The sequence below is a fragment of the Streptococcus sp. UMB1203 genome (assembly GCF_030217725.1).
Taxonomy (GTDB): Bacteria; Bacillota; Bacilli; order Lactobacillales; family Streptococcaceae; genus Streptococcus.
On sequence record NZ_JASOOK010000024.1, the window covers coordinates 12,626 to 30,073 of the forward strand.

Genomic DNA, 17,448 nt, shown 5'->3' on the forward strand with positions numbered 1-17,448 from the left:
TACCTTATTTTAAAAATGAAAAAAGCACGAATCAATCGTGCTCATTTTCTTAATCTACATAAGTATCTTCATTTTTATTGAGGAAAGCATATGGAAGACCCATCAAGAGGCCTCCTCCGATAAAGTTTCCAACGAAGGTTACCCCCCAGTGGCGAAGCATATTTCCAACACCGAAGTTAGCAATTGAATCCGCAGCAACACTGAATTTTACAATCGCGAAAGAAGCAAAGTTCGCAGCAATGTGCTCGTTTGTTAAGAATACAAACATGTAAATCGCCGACAACACAAGCCAAAGTTTGGCGCCACCATCTTTGACCAAAACAAATGAAAGAATCGCAATATTTACGAAAATATTTGCCAAAATCGCCTCAAGCAAGATTAATTCATTTGAGCGACCTAACTTCATCTCAACAACACCTGAGATGAAACTATCGTGTGTCAGATTTGCATAGGCTGCCGAATGAGCAAAGCCCCAACCTGCTATCAAGGCCCCAATAAGGTTGAACAAGGTACAGTAAAGTAAAATCTCAGCTGTTTTTCTCCAAGAGATTTTTTTCAAGAAACTACCAGCAGTCAAAAACATCATGTTTGATGTTACCAACTCAGCATTCAAGAAAACAATGTAGGCCAAGCCCCAAGCAAAGACAAATGGAAAGAGGAATCGTCCACTACCTGGTGCGATTTTATTAATCAAATCAGCCCCAACTGCACCTGCAGCCGTACTGAAGGTTAAAAATGCACCTGCGAACATAGAACGAATCGCATACTTAAATTTGCTTTGACTATAAAGACTTTCTTTTTTCTTGCAAGCAAATTCAATCTTTGAGATAAATTCTGAAGAAACCATAATAAACTCCTAAAAATTTTTTACCTGATAATTATATCACAAACTTTCAATATTAGGAAGCGTTTTCTGTATTTCATAACAGTTTATTTTGAAACTCTATCTATAAAAAAATCAGTAAAACCTAAGATTTTACTGATTTTATCTTTAATAGCGTTGTTTATATGGTTGATTGAAAGCTGTTAGAATTTCTTCAGGGGTTTGTGAATAGTCTTTTGTATCTTTCAAATCACCTTTTACGATAATACGCTCTGTCGCATCATAGTCTACACAGGTTACAAGCGTGATTTCATCAACACCACTACGGTCATCAATCTCATCGACGCGATCTGGTGTCACATGCTTCACTTCTCGAATTTCATAGGTATAAACTTTATCCTTATCAGTTAGATAAATTTTCATCCCATTTTTAGCACGTGACAGTGGAGAAAAGAGCATTTGACTGGCATTTTCCGCCGTGAAGATGTGATGGCTCGCAAGTGAATAGTTTCCTTTCCCCATCACTTGGTCACGCTTCATTGTACCAGCTCCATAGAAGAGATTGACATTATCGAGCCCCTTAAAAATAGGCAAGTTAATTTCTACCTCAGGAACAGCAATTCCACCGATAACAGGCAATTTTTGCGAATCCCATTGTGAGGATAAGACAGCTTCTGACGAGATAGCTTTTACTGAATCAAAGTCAAAATTTCCTTCTGTATCTTGATTTTCTTCCAATTTTTCTTTTGATACCTGGCTGACTTGGTATTTATTAGTATTCCAAACCATGAACATATCACGAATTTTTGAATTGAAAATCAAAGCAAGTGACAAGAGAATTAAAAATCCTGCCAGGATATTGATTAGTAAATTTTTACGGTTTGTTTTCTTTTTGTTCTTTTTATGAGACATTATGCTTCACCTTCTGTTTCGTTTTCTGCCCCAACTTCTTCTTTTTCTGCCGCTGTAACCGTAGTAAAGGTTACAATTTTAGCATCTTGGTCCAGGCGCATCACTTTAACTCCCATAGTTGAGCGACCTGTTTGTGAAATATTGGCAACGTTGGTTCGAATCATGACACCTGTATCAGTGATAATCATCAAATCTTCATCGCCTTTAACGGTCATAAGACCAGCAAGGGAACCATTCTTTTCAGTAATTTTAGCAGTTTGCATCCCTTTACCACCACGACCTTTTGTTGGATATTCAGTCGCAACGGTGCGCTTACCATATCCTTTTTCAGTGATGATCAGAACCTCATCCTGGTCTGTAATCACACTAGCACCAACAACTGTGTCCCCATCACGGAGATTAACACCTTTCACACCCGTAGCGATACGACTCATTCCACGAACGGCTGATTGATTAAAGCGAATTGCATAACCAAACTTGGTACCAATGATAATGTCCGTATCTTCTTCCGTCAACAAGACATTAATCAACTCATCTTCATCTTTGAGGTTCAGTGCTTTAAGTCCATTTTGACGAATGTTAGCAAATTCCTTGACGCTGGTTCTCTTCACAATACCATGACGGGTTGTGAAGAAGAGATAAGCATCGTCACTGCGTTCAGACTCGACATTGATGATGGTTTGAATACTTTCGCCTTCATCCAATTTCAAAAGATTGACAATCGGCAAGCCCTTGGCTGTACGACCATACTCAGGAATTTCATAGCCTTTCAGGCGATAGACACGGCCTTTATTTGTAAAGAAGAGTAAGTGATCATGAGTACTAGTTGACACTAACTCACGGACAAAATCATCATCCTTAACTCCCGTACCTTGAACACCACGACCACCACGTTTTTGAGCGGTAAATTCGTCTTGGTCCAGACGTTTGATGTAACCCTTATTAGACAGTGTAATTAAGACATCTGATTCTTCAATCAAATCTTCATCTTCGAGGCTTAAGACTTCACCGACCATTAATTCAGTACGACGTTGATCGCCAAACTTACGCTTGACTTCGTCTAATTCATCTTTAATGATTTGAGAAACACGTTCTGGTTTAGCTAGAATATCTGCTAAATCCGCTATCAGAGCCAAGAGATCATCATATTCAGACTGAATCTTGTCGCGTTCCAAACCTGTCAAACGACGAAGACGCATATCAAGGATGGCCTGACTTTGACGTTCAGAAAGCTTAAACTTGCTCATCAACTCAGCTTGTGCTTCCGCATCCGTTTCACTAGCACGGATGATACGAATCACTTCATCGATATGGTCTAGCGCAATCAAGAGACCTTCTAAGATATGAGCACGCGCTTCTGCTTTTTCCTTATCAAAACGGGTACGACGAACAACCACTTCTTTTTGGTGCTCGATATAAGCATCCAAAATCTGACGAAGAGACAAAATCTTCGGTACACCATTTTGAATCGCTAACATATTGAACCCGAAGTTGGTTTGCATCTGGGTCATCTTGAAGAGGTTATTAAGAATAACATTGGCAGAGGCATCTCGCTTCACTTCGATAACAAATCGAACACCTTCACGGTTTGACTCATCACGTACTGCTGTGATCCCCTCAATGCGTTTTTCCTGAACCAAACGAACAATATGCTCATGCACCTTGGTTTTATTAACCATATAAGGAAATTCTGTTACAACGATGCGCTCACGGCCAGTCTTAGTTTCTTCAATTTCAGTACGAGAACGAAGAACTATAGAACCTTTACCTGTCTCATAAGCCTTATGGATACCTGATTTCCCCATTACAAGGGCACCAGTTGGAAAATCTGGCCCAGGCAAAACTTCCATCAAGTCCTTAGTAGTCACTTCAGGATTGTCCATGACCAACTTCACTGCATCAATGGTTTCACCCAAGTTATGAGGTGGAATATTGGTTGCCATCCCAACCGCAATACCAGTTGCTCCATTAACCAAAAGGTTAGGAAAGCGTGCTGGCAAGACCAAGGGTTCACGTTCATTGGCATCATAGTTATCAACGAAGTCAACCGTATTTTTATTGATATCACGAAGCATTTCTAGAGCAATCTTGCTCATACGTGCCTCAGTATAACGCTGGGCGGCAGCACCGTCTCCATCCATAGAACCAAAGTTTCCATGTCCATCGACAAGCATGTATCGGTAACTCCACCATTGAGCCATACGGACCATGGCTTCATAGATAGAGGAATCTCCGTGTGGGTGGTATTTACCCATGACATCCCCTGTAATACGAGCAGATTTTTTATGAGGTTTGTCTGGAGTAACACCCAATTCATTCATTCCGTAGAGAATCCGACGGTGAACGGGTTTTAAGCCATCTCGAACATCAGGAAGAGCCCGCGCTACGATAACACTCATGGCGTAGTCGATAAAGCTCGTCTTCATCTCCTTTGTCAGATTGACATTCACTAAATTTCTATCCTGCATTAATAAATGCCTCGTTTCACTATTAGTAATTAAATATATTATACCATAATGTCGGCTATATTTCAGGTATCTAAAATCGCTAAAACGTTTACATCAAGAACTATAATGCATATCCGTGACAAAGCTTTTTAAAAGTGATAAAATTGAAATAACTGGGGAAATCCCTGAATAAAATTAAGGAGATGTTTAGAATAATGACTTCAACTAAACAACACAAAAAAGTTATCCTTGTCGGTGATGGTGCTGTAGGTTCATCTTACGCTTTTGCACTTGTTAACCAAGGAATTGCACAAGAGCTTGGAATTATCGAAATTCCACAATTGCATGAAAAAGCTGTTGGTGACGCACTTGACCTTAGTCACGCCCTTGCCTTCACTTCACCTAAAAAAATCTATGCAGCTCAATACTCTGACTGTGCAGACGCTGACCTTGTTGTAATCACTGCAGGTGCACCTCAAAAACCAGGTGAAACTCGTCTTGACCTTGTAGGTAAAAACCTTGCTATCAACAAATCAATCGTAACTCAAGTTGTTGAATCAGGTTTCAAAGGTATCTTCCTTGTTGCTGCTAACCCAGTTGACGTTTTAACTTACTCAACATGGAAATTCTCTGGTTTCCCTAAAGAACGCGTTATCGGTTCAGGTACTTCACTTGACTCAGCTCGTTTCCGTCAAGCACTTGCTGAAAAATTGGATGTTGATGCTCGTTCAGTGCACGCCTACATTATGGGTGAACACGGTGACTCTGAGTTCGCTGTTTGGTCACACGCTAACATCGCTGGTGTAAACCTTGAAGAATTCCTTAAAGACACTCAAAATGTTCAAGAAGCTGAATTGATTGAATTGTTCGAAGGTGTTCGTGATGCTGCCTACACAATCATCAACAAAAAAGGTGCAACATACTACGGTATCGCAGTAGCCCTTGCCCGTATCACTAAAGCAATCCTTGACGATGAAAACGCAGTACTTCCACTTTCAGTATTCCAAGAAGGTCAATACGGAGTTGAAAACGTCTTTATCGGTCAACCAGCTGTTGTTGGTGCACATGGTATTGTTCGTCCAGTAAATATCCCATTGAACGACGCAGAAACTCAAAAAATGCAAGCATCTGCTAAAGAATTGCAAGCTATCATTGACGAAGCATGGAAAAATCCAGAATTCGAAGCAGCTTCTAAAAACTAATTTAGATAGAAAAAACTCCTTGAGTCATCAGGGAGTTATTTTTATCTCTATCTTAACTAAACATTTTATGAAGTTTACGTAAAAAAAGAACATTACTTTAAAAGCTATCATGTCACAGTTTGGGCATAAATCCGAAAACTACCAATTAGATCTATACTCACGTTACAAAAAATCTGAAGCAAGCAGTATTTGACGCACTTGATATCGTCGCATTAAATCGAAAGTAAAAAGTTTTGCCCCCTAGACAAAAAAAGAGCCCATCATACAGGCTAGAAAGCTTGATATGATAGGCTTTTTTTCATTTTGATTAGCGTACTGTACGGATACGCATTGTGTTTGTACGAACAGCTTCTCCAACTGGCACACCAGCTACGATAACGATATCGTCACCAGATTGTACAAGACCTGCTTCAACTGCTTTACGTTCAGCAATTTCGAACATATCATCAGTTGATGATGGAGCATCTGTCAACATTGGGATAACACCCCAGTTCAACATCAATCCACGTTCTGTCAATTCGTCGAATGTCAATGCCAAGATATCAGCATTTGGACGGTATTTAGAAATCAAACGTGCAGTGTGACCTGTCTTAGTAAGAGTTACAATCAATTTAATGTCCATTGAGTTAGTAGCATCTTTAACAGCTGAAGCCATTACTTCTGTCTTAGAGTTACGTTCAAATGAATCTGAGTTCAAACGACCGTATTCGTTAAGAAGAGTTTGAGCGTTCTTGTCGATTGTAGCCATTGTAGTTACTGACTCAAGTGGGTATTTACCGTTTGCAGACTCACCTGAAAGCATTGTAGCGTCAGTACCGTCGATAACAGCGTTGAATACGTCTGATACTTCTGAACGAGTTGCACGTGGTTTTTCAGTCATTGTTTCAAGCATGTTTGTTGCAGTGATAACAACTTTACCAGCAGCATTGACTTTCTTGATAATCATTTTTTGGTAAACTGGAACCATCTCGAATGGTACTTCGATACCCATGTCACCACGAGCAATCATGATACCATCAGCAGCTTCAATGATTTCATCCAAGTTGTCGATACCTTGTTGGTTTTCGATTTTAGCAAACAATTGAACGTGTCCGTTTCCAGTTTCTTTACAGATTGCACGAACTTCGTTCACGTCTTTTGCAGTACGTACGAATGAAATTGCGATGAAGTTAATTCCTTGTTCAAGACCAAAGCGGATATCGTCGTTATCACGCTCAGCAAGAGCTGGGAAAGGAATTTTAGTGTTAGGGATGTTAACACCTTTTTGTTTAGCAATTACGCCATCGTTTTCAACTTCAACTTCGAATTCACGAGTTGCGTCATCTTTAGCAACCACACGAAGTCCAAGTTTACCATCGTCAACCAAAACTTGACGACCAACTTCAACATCATCATAGATATCAAGAGCACCAGCAACGTTCAATGCAATCACATCACGAGTTGATTTGATTCCTTGTTTAGTCGCAACACGGATTTTTTCACCAGTTGTGTAAGAGTACTCTTTTGCATCTCCTTCAAATAATTCAGTACGGATCTCAGGTCCTTTTGTATCAAGAAGGAAACCAACTTTTTTACCTGCAAGTTTTTCTGCAAGTTTAACAGTTGCCATACGGTCACCTTGTTCTTGGTGGTCACCGTGTGAGAAGTTGAAACGGAATGTGTTAGCACCAGCTTCAATCAATTTAGCAATGTTTTTAGCTGAAGCTTCAACATCAAGTTTTTCACCCCAGTATCCGTCATCACCGAATTTTTTACCACCACGGATTTCTACCGCAGGTCCCAAAGTTGCAACGATTTTTACACGTTTGTTCATGATTTTTGTGACTCCTTTATATATGACCTTTTTGGTCTTATTAACAAAATTATAAATTATGACAAGCTCTTATTCAAGCTAGATAGCTCAAGATCAGCTTTATGTGGGTTGTTAACCACAATCTTACCATTTGCAGTCAAGCTAAACAAAGCTCCTTCTTCTGCAGTTCCAAGAATTGGGTTTTCAACCATTTTCTCATTACGGATACCAACCGCAACACCACCAATACCTTCTTTAAGAAGTTTAACGGCATGGGCACCCATACGTGACGCCAATACACGGTCACGCGCAGTTGGAGAACCACCACGTTGAATATGTCCAAGTTCTGTCACACGAAGGTCGCTTGTATCTCCAGCTTCTTTAAGTTTTTGACCAAATTCAGCTGCTGACATCACACCTTCTGCCAAGACAATGATATTGTGTTTTTTACCACACTCGTAACCACATTTAATGCTTTCTACGATATCTTCAATCTTGAATCCTTCTTCAGGAATGATGATTTCATCAGCACCAGTTGCAATACCAGCCCAAAGAGCGATATCACCTGCGTTACGTCCCATAACTTCGATAACAAATGTACGACGGTGACTTGATGATGTATCACGAATCTTATCGATAGCGTCCATAGCAGTAGTAACCGCTGTGTCGAAACCGATTGTGAAGTCAGTACCAACGATATCGTTATCGATTGTACCAGGAAGACCGATAGCTGGGAAGCCATGTTCAGTCAAACGCATAGCACCGTGGTAAGATCCGTCACCACCGATAACAACTACACCTTCAATTCCGTGTTTTTTCAATTGCTCAATCCCTTTAAGTTGCCCTTCAAGTTGAGCGAACTCTGGGTAACGAGCAGAGTGAAGGAAAGTACCACCACGAGAAATGATGTCTCCTACTGAAGCTGCATCTAGGGGATGAATTTCACCAGCAACCATACCAGCATATCCATCATAGATACCAAATACTTCCATTCCTTCTGAGATTGCTTGACGAACAACTGCACGGATGGCAGCGTTCATACCAGGGGCGTCTCCACCACTAGTCAAAACAGCAATACGTTTCATATTGGTTATGCTCCTTTTTCTTTTAACATTCTTACTGATTATATCACATTTAATTAGAAAATTCTTCTATTTTCCGTAATTTTAGCGATAAATCGTTTTCATAACGATTCCACCTAATTTCGCTTCTAATTCAGTGGATTTAGCCACAAAATGATAGGGAGAAACAATCGTTCTCTGTTCCTCTTCATACCTGATGATGACTGGGATTGAGCCTTTATATTGGTCTAGAATTCTCGAGATTTCTTGATCCGAATCATGATTCTTCACCTGAATCCAAAAGCGCTCAGCTACCGCTTCTCTTATTTCTTGTGCAATCATTTGCAGACGGCCGTCACGTGACTGGACTTTTCCTTTGATGTAGTAGAATGCTCCTTCTCTTACTTCCTGACCAACCTGTCGATATAAATCTGAAAAGAGTGTAACATCCAATTTTTTCTTACTGTCATCCACCTGTAAGAAAGCCATATTTTCACCCTTTTTGGTACGAATTACTTTTATTTTCTGAATTTCAACCAATATAATTGAGTGACTATTTTCTGACAAATTTCCGATTGGTGTAATTGGGTAGATAGCCTTACTTGCAATAGCTTGTAGTGGATGTTTGCTAACTCCCACTCCTAGAAGCTCTTGTTCCATATAGAATTTTTCTTGTTCCGTCCAATCTTCCGATTCCTGCCAACTATAAGTAGTATCTCCAAACAAGCTTCCTAACTCTTTCACAAATTCAAATAGATTAGCTAAATTATTGAATACTTTTTGACGATTTTTCTCAAATGAATCGAAAAGACCGACTTTTACTAATGGTTCTAGCAGAGGAAGTTTCAGATAATTCTCAGGTAATTTAGCTATAAAATCTTCAATGTTAGAATAAGGTCTGTTTTCAATAATCCAAAGCGCTAAATCATTGCTGACCCCTTTAATCGATTTCAGACCTAGATAGATGGACTTGTTGGCAATTTTATCGTGATAGGGGATGGTATTGATGGACAGAGGGGCTACTTCAAAGCCTGCTTCAAGTGCATCTGTTAAGTAATCACTGTTGGCAGAATTCAACATGACCTGATAAAATATAGCTGGATAATGCGTTTTAAAATAAGCCAACTGGAAGGCCAAGGCTGAGTAAGCATAGGCGTGAGATCGGTTAAACCCATAACCTGCAAACTTCTCCATGACATCAAAGACCTGCTCTGCCTTTTCCGCAGTATGGCCTGCTTTTAATGCCCCCTGAATAAAGGAAGCCCTCATCTCATGCATGGCAGAGGCATCCTTTTTCCCCATAGCTCGTCGCAAAATATCGGCTTTCCCAAGACTAAATCCGGCAAATCGCTGAGCAACCTGCATAACCTGCTCCTGATAGAGCATGACACCATAGGTTGGTGCCAAAATATCCTCCAGCACTGGATCCAGAACCGTCACTTCTTCCTGACCATGCTTTCTTGCCACAAAATTATTGATATAGTCACTTGCACCTGGACGATTTAAAGAAGTAGTTGCTACGACATCTTCAAAGCAGACTGGTTGAACACGTTTAAGCAGGCGAATAGCGCCTGGTTGTTCAAATTGAAAGATACCTTTTGTATTACCAGCAGCAAAAAGAGCTAGCGTTTCTTTGTCTTCCAAATCAATTTCTTTAATTTTCAGATGAATCCCTTCTGTTTCAGCAAGCAACTCTTGCATTTTCTGGACAAAGGTAAGATTTCGCAGTCCCAGAAAATCCATCTTTAAAAGTCCGCTAGCTTCAACACCATGAGCATCGTACTGAGTCAATGGAATTTCATCTCCATGCTTTAGAGGAATGTAGTCAGTCAAATCTTGGTCACTGATCACAACACCAGCCGCATGGACAGAGGTTTGTCTTGGATAGCCCTCTATCTTGCAAGCAATGTCAAAGGCTTTTTGGTATTCTAACTTACTATTGATTTGCTGACGAAACTGGAGATTGCCCTCATAGGCTGACTTAAGATTGTCCCGAAAACTGATTTTCTTAGTAATTGCGGATAATTCATACTCAGGCACACCAAAGCGTTTCAAGACATCACGCAGAGCCTGCTTGGCTCCAAAGGTTGAAAAAGTAACGATTTGAGCCGCATGTTTACTGCCATATTTATTACCAACGTACCTGATAAAATCCGGACGATAAATATCAGGAATATCAATATCAATATCAGGCATGGTATAGCGTTCACGATTGAGAAAGCGTTCAAAAATGAGATTCTTCTCCACTGGGTCAATCCCTGTGATGTCCAAGGCATAGGAAACCAAGCTCCCAACCGCAGAACCCCGTCCCATTCCCATATAATAGCCATTCGAACGTCCGAAACGCAACAAATCCCAAACGACCAAGAAATAATCATCAAAGCCCATATCATGAATAACAGCTAATTCTTGGTCTAGACGGTCTTGATATTCTTTACTAGACAATCCCTTCTGAGCAAGCCCCAATTCAGCACGCTCTCTCAACTCTTCTACGGCTGGTCTAGATGGGTTAAAACGAGGCAGTTTCAGACTAGTATCCAAGTCATAAGAAATACCTGAAATAAGCTTTTCTAAATTGTCCAAGGCTTGCGGAAAACGCTCTTGGAATAGTTTTTCTAAAGAACTTGCCGATATAAAGACATCTTGTCGTGAACGCAAGGGAACTTCTCTAAGTGGTAGATTTTCTTTAATCGCTGTTAAGACTTGCAGGACTTCTCTATCCCTGCTTTCAAAAGCATTGACCCGATAGAGAGGTAAAATAGGATGATGAAATTCGCTGGCCAGTGTTTCTGGATAAACTCCAATATAGTAATCACAACCTAGATTGAGCGAGTCAAGCTCTTCAAAATAAGGCACAATTACCGCGATATCCTCCAGGTACTGGGACAGGACTGACCAACTTTTCTCCCCCTGCATCTTGGCTGTTGAAAGCTTCATCAACTGCTGATAGCCCACACTAGATAGAGCTAAAAAGCGCAGATTCACTTCCTGAGCATCTTCAAGCACAGTCATTTCAAGCCCTAGTAAAGGATGAATGCCGTATTTTTTTGTAACCTCTAGAAAGTCGAAAGCACCATAAAGATTGTCAATATCCATCATAGCCAGATGAGTGTATCCATAGTCTTTTGCTACTCTCACATACTTGTCGATTGGAATGACACTCTCCATAAAACTATAGACTGTTTTTGTATCTAGTTGTGCGATCAATTTACACTTCTCCTCTATCGTTCTCACTATATTATACCATTTTCAAAAAGATAAAGAAAAGAACCTGAGATAACAAATCTCAAGTTCTTTCTTTATTTGATTGCAAGTTAGCATCTAATGAGAATCAAAATGATTATTCTTCATCTTCTCTTTTCTTACGAGCAATCAATCCAAATCCACTTAGGACTCCTAGAAGTCCAAGTGCTGCAAGGCTAGCATGATCTTCTGTACCTGTATTTGGAAGTTCACGTTGACCATCAACATTTTTTGGTGTATCAGGTGTTGGTGTTGGTTGTGGCACTGGAACGTAGCTGATTGGTGTATCCTTAGTTGGATCGTTCGGTACGTTTGGTACTTCGTATCCTTTAGTTGGATCTTTTGGATCTACTGGTTTCAGTGGGTTTCCGTTTGGATCTACTGGAGTGAATCCTGGTACATAAGGTACTTTAGGTTTATCTGTTCCTGGTTTCGTTGGATCTTTAGGATCGTTTGGATATGTGATTGGATTTGTTGGTGTTCCTGGAATATTTGGAATCCATGAACCTAACTTATCGTAAATCACTGTTTCATTGATATCCTTGATTGTATCAGGTGTTACTCGTACATCTTTAGTTGATGATTCTAGATCACCATCTTTAGCAATGTATCCTTTCACAACTGGTACTGGGTATCCGTTGAAGATATCATCGTTACGATCTGTTGTCCATCCTCCATATGTGATTTCACCAGTTACTAAGTTCACTTTCGCTTCACGAGTAAACTTGATAGTTTCTGTACGAGTTTCAGAAACTTCGTTTCCATTGCGATCCACATACTTGATAGTACGTGTAGCTGATTTCTCAGTTACAAGATCTTTCACAGTATTTGGCCATACTGGACTATTTGGATCGTTAGGGAATACTGGTTTACCTGGCTCTGGTGTAGATGGTGTTACTGGAGTTCCATCTGGGTTCTTCGGTAAGTTTGGATCATTTGGATCTACTGGCTTACCTGGTGTAACTGGAATAATTCTTTCAGCTACTGTTACAGTGAAGATTTGATCTACAGATTTGTCTTTATCAAATACTCTGTCTGTATCTTTAGATGGGAACTCGTTCTTAACGACTCTGTATCCAGCTCTTTCAAGCTTTTCAATCGTCTTAGTTACTTCATCAACTTTAGACTTAGTGAAGTTAGCTCCTGAATCACCCTCATCGACTACCGGAGTTGATACTACTTTACCTTTTTCATCTACGAAGTTAGTGATAGCTTTTTGCTTATCAGTTACGTAAGTGATTGGTGTATCTGTACTTGGATCTGTTGGTACTGGTGGTACTTCATATCCTTTAGTTGGATCGTTTGGATCTACTGGTGTTAATGGAACTAGTGGGTTAGTATTTGGATCTACTGGTTTAGTTGGATCTTTTGGTACCACTGGCGTAGTTCCTGGGATATAAGGTACTTTAGGTTTATCAGTTCCTGGTTTAGTTGGATCTTTTGGATCGTTTGGATACGTAACTGGAGGAACTGGTGTAGAACCTTCTGGTACTTTTGGAATCCATGAACCAAGTTTAGTGTAGACAACTTCGATGTTTTCATCTTTAGAGTCTGCAGTCAATCCTTTTGTAGCTGCTACTTCTTTTTGTTTAGCATCTTTCAGGATGTAGCCTTTAACTACTGGTGATTCAACCTTATCGAATGTTGTATCTCCATCTTTAGCTGTCCAGTTACCGTAAGTGATTTCACCTGTTACTGAATTGATCTTAGCTTCACGAGTGAATGTAACTTTATCTGTTACTTTCTTAGCTACTTCCTCACCATTTTCGTTAACGTAAGTGATTGTACGATTAACGTGGCGAGTTGTATCAATCTTCTTAATTAGATCTTCTGTCCATTTTGGTCCATCAGGATTGTTAGGATCGATTGGATCACCTGGTTTTGGTTTGTTTGAATCATTTGGATTTTCTGGATCCACTGGTTTGATTGGCTCAACGTGTGGTGTAACCGTTACTACGAAGTTTTGATCAACTTTTGTATCTTTATCGTAGTTCTTATCTGTAGCTGTTGTGAATCCGTCAGTTACTAGGTCATATCCTAGAGCTTTAAGTTCAGCAAGTTTAGCTACTGTACTGTACTCGATTGGTTCTCCAGATTTACCTTCTAGGTTATCTGTGTGAAGTACTGTTCTTGTTCCTTCTACAACATAAGTTACTGTCGCTTTTTGAGTATCTTTCTCATAAGTGATTTCAGTATCTTCTGTTGGGTTTTCAGGTGTTGGTGGAACATATCCTTTGCTTGGATCATTTGGATCTACTGGTTTCAGTGGGTTTCCATTTGGATCTTTTGGCGTTGTTCCTGGAACGTGAGGAATCACTGTTGTTGGTGTTCCTGGTTTTGTTGGATCTGTTGGATCATTTGGATATTGAGGTTTCTCAACTTTTGGAACTTCAAATCCTTCTGGTACTTTTGGTACCCATGAACCAAGTTTAGTGTAGACAACTTCGATATTCTCATCTTTAGAGTCTGCAGTTAATCCTGTTGTAGCTGCTACTTCTTTTTGTTTCGCATCTTTTAGGATGTAACCTTTAACGACTGGTGATTCAACTTTATCAAATGTTGTATCTCCATCTTTAGCTGTCCAGTTACCGTAAGTGATTTCACCTGTTACAGCGTTGATCTTAGCTTCACGAGTGAATGTAACTTTATCTGTTACTTTCTTAGCTACTTCCTCACCTTTTTCGTTAACGTATGTAATTGTACGGTTCACGTGGCGAGTTGTATCAATCTTCTTAATTAGATCTTCAGTCCATTTTGGTCCATCAGGATTCTTAGGATCGATTGGTTGTCCTGGTTTTGGTTTATTAGGATCATTTGGATTTTCTGGATCTACTGGTTTGATTGGCTCAACGTGTGGTGTCACTGTTACTACGAAGCTTTGATCTACTTTTGTATCTTTATCGAAGTTCTTATCTGTAGCTGTTGTGAATCCGTCACTTACTAAGTCATATCCAAGTTTCTTCAATTCAGCAAGTTTAGCTACTGTTGAGTACTCGATTGGTTCTCCAGATTTACCTTCTAGGTTATCTGTATGAAGTACAGTTCCAGTTCCTTCTACCACATAAGTTACTTTCGCTTTTTGAGTATCTTTTTCATAAGTGATTTGCGTATCTTCTGTTGGGTTTTCAGGTGTTGGTGGAACATATCCTTTAGATGGATCGTTTGGATCTACTGGTTTCAGTGGGTTTCCATTTGGATCTTTTGGAGTTGTTCCTGGTACGTGAGGAATCACTGTTGTTGGTGTTCCTGGTTTTGTTGGATCTGTTGGATCGTTTGGATATTGAGGTTTGTCAAGTTTTGGCTCTTCAAATCCTTCTGGTACTTTTGGTACATATTTTCCAAGTGGTGAGTAAACTACGTTTACTACTGAGTCAGCCGCATCGTGAGCAACGTTCTCTACTTTTTCAGCTGCTTTAATATCTGCAACATATCCTTCGATTACTGGAGATGTTACTTCAGCTAATGTTTGTGGTTCTGTCCAATCAGAAGTATAAGTGATTTCACCTGTTACTTTGTTTAGATCACCTTTACGAGAGTAACGAAGTTTTTGTTCTACAGTAGCTGCAGCTTCTTGACCACGTTTAGCTTCTTCTACTTTATCAGTATTCGCATATCTGTAGTTGATTGTACGATTTACTTCATCTAGTAATCCTAGTTGTTCGTAAGTACGTTGTTTTGGATCTCCAGGTACTTTGTCTCCTGGTTTTGGAGTTACGTCCGGCGTATTTGGATCTAGCGGTTTATCTGGATCGATTGGAGTGATTCCTTCTTTAACGATTACGTAGTAAACTTGGCTAATTCCATCATTACCTTTATCATCTTTATCATCAAATGTACGGTTCGATTCAGCGTAGAATGCTACACGTTCTGCTGTGTAAGCTGCATCTGTTGGCGCAACTACTTCGTAACCTTTAGCTTCTAATTCAGCTTTAACGTTATCGATGTTTGTTGTCTTAATTGCTTTACCTGTGTCTCCTGCTTCTGCAACTGAAACGTGAACCGCAGTTCCATCAGCTTTAATGAAGTGAACTAGAGCAACTTGAGAACCATCTTTAACATACGTGATTGTAGTGTTTTGAGTTGGGTCTTCTGGTACTTTCGGTACTTCATAACCTTTAGTTGGATCGTTAGGATCTTTCGGAGTTAATGGTTTACCGTCTGGTCCTACTGGTGTTGTACCAGGGATGTATGGTACTACTGGAGTTTCAGTAGGTGTTCCTGGTTTTGTTGGATCTTCATTAGTTGGAGTTTCATATGGTTTTGGTGTTAAATCAGTTCCTGCTGGAGGTGTTACTCCTTCTGGAATTACCGGTACATATGAACCAAGTTTACGGTAGATAATTGTTTCTTCACTATCTTTATCAGTAGCTTTAACATTTTCACGAGCTGTTGATTTAGCCGCTGAAGCTACATATCCAGGTTTGTTTGGTGTTGTTACAGCATCAATTGTTGTATTGCCATCTTTAGGAGTCCATGTACCGTAGTTAGAGATTGCTCCTGTTACTGGATCTAGGTCAGCTGTACGAGTGAATGTTAATGTTTGTACATTGTCAGGGATACCTGCATCTGATCCGTCAGCTAGTTTGTAGTGAACTGTGTGTGTTACTTCTTCGATTAATCCTAATTCTTTGTAAGTACGTCCTTTTGGATCGTTTGGTACTTTGTCTTCAGGTTTAGGAGTAACATTTGGAGTATTTGGATCTACTGGCTTACTTGGATCGATATTTGCTGGTTTGGTAGTATAGATTACTGTTTCAGTAATATCCTCAGCAGTTGCTGTTACTTCTGTCGCTGGTACAGTCTCTTTATCTGGAGTGAAGTTTGTAACTTTTGGTGAAGTTACAGCTTCAAATGTTTGAGCTGGTGACCATTCTCCGAATGTAACCTTACCAGTTACTGGATTGATAGTTGCTGAACGTTTGAACTCTTTAGTTTCTTGTACTGAATCAGCAGCCTTTGAACCATCTGCGTAAACATACTTGATTGTACGTTTCACTTCCTCTTTACGTCCGTCTTCTAACTCTTTGATTAACTCTGGAGTCCATTTTGGTCCTGTTGGATTATTTGGATCGATTGGTTGATCTTTAGTTGGAGTTGGGTCGTTTGGATTTACAGTAATTGGCTTAGCAGTTACTAGGACTTTGTATACTTGGTTAGTCTTAGAATCTGCATCGAATGTACCATCTGTTGGGTAGTTGTTTTCTACAACTGTATAACCTTTAGCTTTTAGTGCTTCAATTGTTGCTGTTACATCTGCAGCTTTAGTGAATGCTTTTCCTGTATCACCAGTATCTACTACTGATTCTGCAACTGCACCTTTTTCAGTCTTATCCGTTTCACTGTTTACTTCAATGAAGTGAACTACTGCTACTTGAGAACCATCTTTCGTATAAACGATTGTAGTATCCTCAGTTGGATTTGTTGGTGTTGGTGGGTTATATCCTTGTTTTGGATCGTTAGGGTCTTTCGGAGTTAACGGTTTTCCATCTGGGCCTACTGGTGTTGTACCTGGTACATAAGGAATCGTTGTTGTTGGTGCTCCCGGTTTTGTAGGATCATCTGGATTATTTGGATATTGTGGGTTTTCAATTGTCGGAGGAGTGAATCCTTCTGGAACAACTGGTACATATGAACCAAGTTTACGGTAGATAATTGTTTCTTCACTATCTTTATCCGTAGCTGATACATTTGTACGTTCTGTAGATGTTTTCGCTGAAGCCACATATCCATCTTTATTTGGTGTTGTTACAGCATCAATTGTTGTATCTCCACCTCTAGCTTTCCATGTACCGTAGTTAGAGATTGCTCCTGTTACTGGATCTACCTCTGCAGTACGTGTAAATGTTAATGTTTGTACATTATCAGCGATACCTGCATCTGAACCGTCTTCAAGTTTGTAGTGAACTGTGTGTGTTACTTCTTCGATTAATCCTAATTCTTTGTAAGTACGTCCTTTTGGATCGTTTGG

At 39.9% G+C, this 17,448-nt stretch carries 8 protein-coding genes; 1 reads left to right on the forward strand and 7 read right to left on the reverse strand.

The genetic code is table 11. The features are described from left to right. Positions 1-49 precede the first annotated feature (49 nt). The 3 genes from QP439_RS06900 to gyrA form a co-directional block, all read right to left on the reverse strand. Positions 50-847, reverse strand: coding sequence for a formate/nitrite transporter family protein (locus QP439_RS06900; protein ID WP_261041438.1), 798 nt, complete (start codon positions 845-847; stop codon positions 50-52). Between the two features lie 144 nt (positions 848-991). After that, positions 992-1,735, reverse strand: a complete 744-nt coding sequence (locus QP439_RS06905) for a class A sortase (protein WP_000018500.1) — start codon at positions 1,733-1,735, stop codon at positions 992-994. After that, on the reverse strand, positions 1,735-4,203 hold the full coding sequence (gene gyrA / locus QP439_RS06910; RefSeq protein WP_285388962.1) for a DNA gyrase subunit A: 2,469 nt from the start codon (positions 4,201-4,203) through the stop codon (positions 1,735-1,737). Before gyrA ends, QP439_RS06905 begins: the two co-directional genes overlap by 1 nt. A 194-nt stretch (positions 4,204-4,397) precedes the next feature. Here gyrA and QP439_RS06915 point away from each other — a divergent pair, with 194 nt between their 5' ends. Beyond that, complete coding sequence (locus QP439_RS06915) at positions 4,398-5,384, forward strand: L-lactate dehydrogenase (RefSeq protein ID WP_020901464.1); 987 nt, start codon at positions 4,398-4,400, stop codon at positions 5,382-5,384. 307 nt (positions 5,385-5,691) lie between these two features. Here the strand turns inward: QP439_RS06915 and pyk are convergent, their stop codons facing one another. From pyk to QP439_RS06935, 4 genes are all read right to left on the reverse strand, one after another. Continuing rightward, positions 5,692-7,197 (reverse strand): pyruvate kinase, encoded by a 1,506-nt coding sequence (pyk, locus tag QP439_RS06920; protein ID WP_247939218.1) that lies wholly within the window; start codon positions 7,195-7,197, stop codon positions 5,692-5,694. A 56-nt stretch (positions 7,198-7,253) separates the two neighbouring features. Beyond that, a complete protein-coding gene (gene pfkA, locus QP439_RS06925) occupies positions 7,254-8,261 on the reverse strand; it encodes a 6-phosphofructokinase (RefSeq protein WP_247939219.1) in 1,008 nt (335 codons plus the stop codon). Between the two features lie 81 nt (positions 8,262-8,342). Beyond that, positions 8,343-11,444 (reverse strand): DNA polymerase III subunit alpha, encoded by a 3,102-nt coding sequence (locus tag QP439_RS06930; protein WP_285388966.1) that lies wholly within the window; start codon positions 11,442-11,444, stop codon positions 8,343-8,345. A gap of 133 nt (positions 11,445-11,577) precedes the next feature. Continuing rightward, positions 11,578-17,448: mucin-binding protein (locus QP439_RS06935; RefSeq protein ID WP_285388968.1), on the reverse strand; the 5,871-nt coding region annotated here is incomplete at its 5' end.

Excerpts from the sequence above, each read along its gene's own strand:
- QP439_RS06900 (WP_261041438.1), bottom strand. The coding sequence starts at position 847 with ATGGTTTCTTCAGAATTTATCTCAAAGATTGAATTTGCTTGCAAGAAA.
- QP439_RS06915 (WP_020901464.1), top strand. The coding sequence starts at position 4,398 with ATGACTTCAACTAAACAACACAAAAAAGTTATCCTTGTCGGTGATGGT.
- gyrA (WP_285388962.1), bottom strand. The coding sequence starts at position 4,203 with ATGCAGGATAGAAATTTAGTGAATGTCAATCTGACAAAGGAGATGAAG.
- pyk (WP_247939218.1), bottom strand. The coding sequence starts at position 7,197 with ATGAACAAACGTGTAAAAATCGTTGCAACTTTGGGACCTGCGGTAGAA.
- pfkA (WP_247939219.1), bottom strand. The coding sequence starts at position 8,261 with ATGAAACGTATTGCTGTTTTGACTAGTGGTGGAGACGCCCCTGGTATG.
- QP439_RS06905 (WP_000018500.1), bottom strand. The coding sequence starts at position 1,735 with ATGTCTCATAAAAAGAACAAAAAGAAAACAAACCGTAAAAATTTACTA.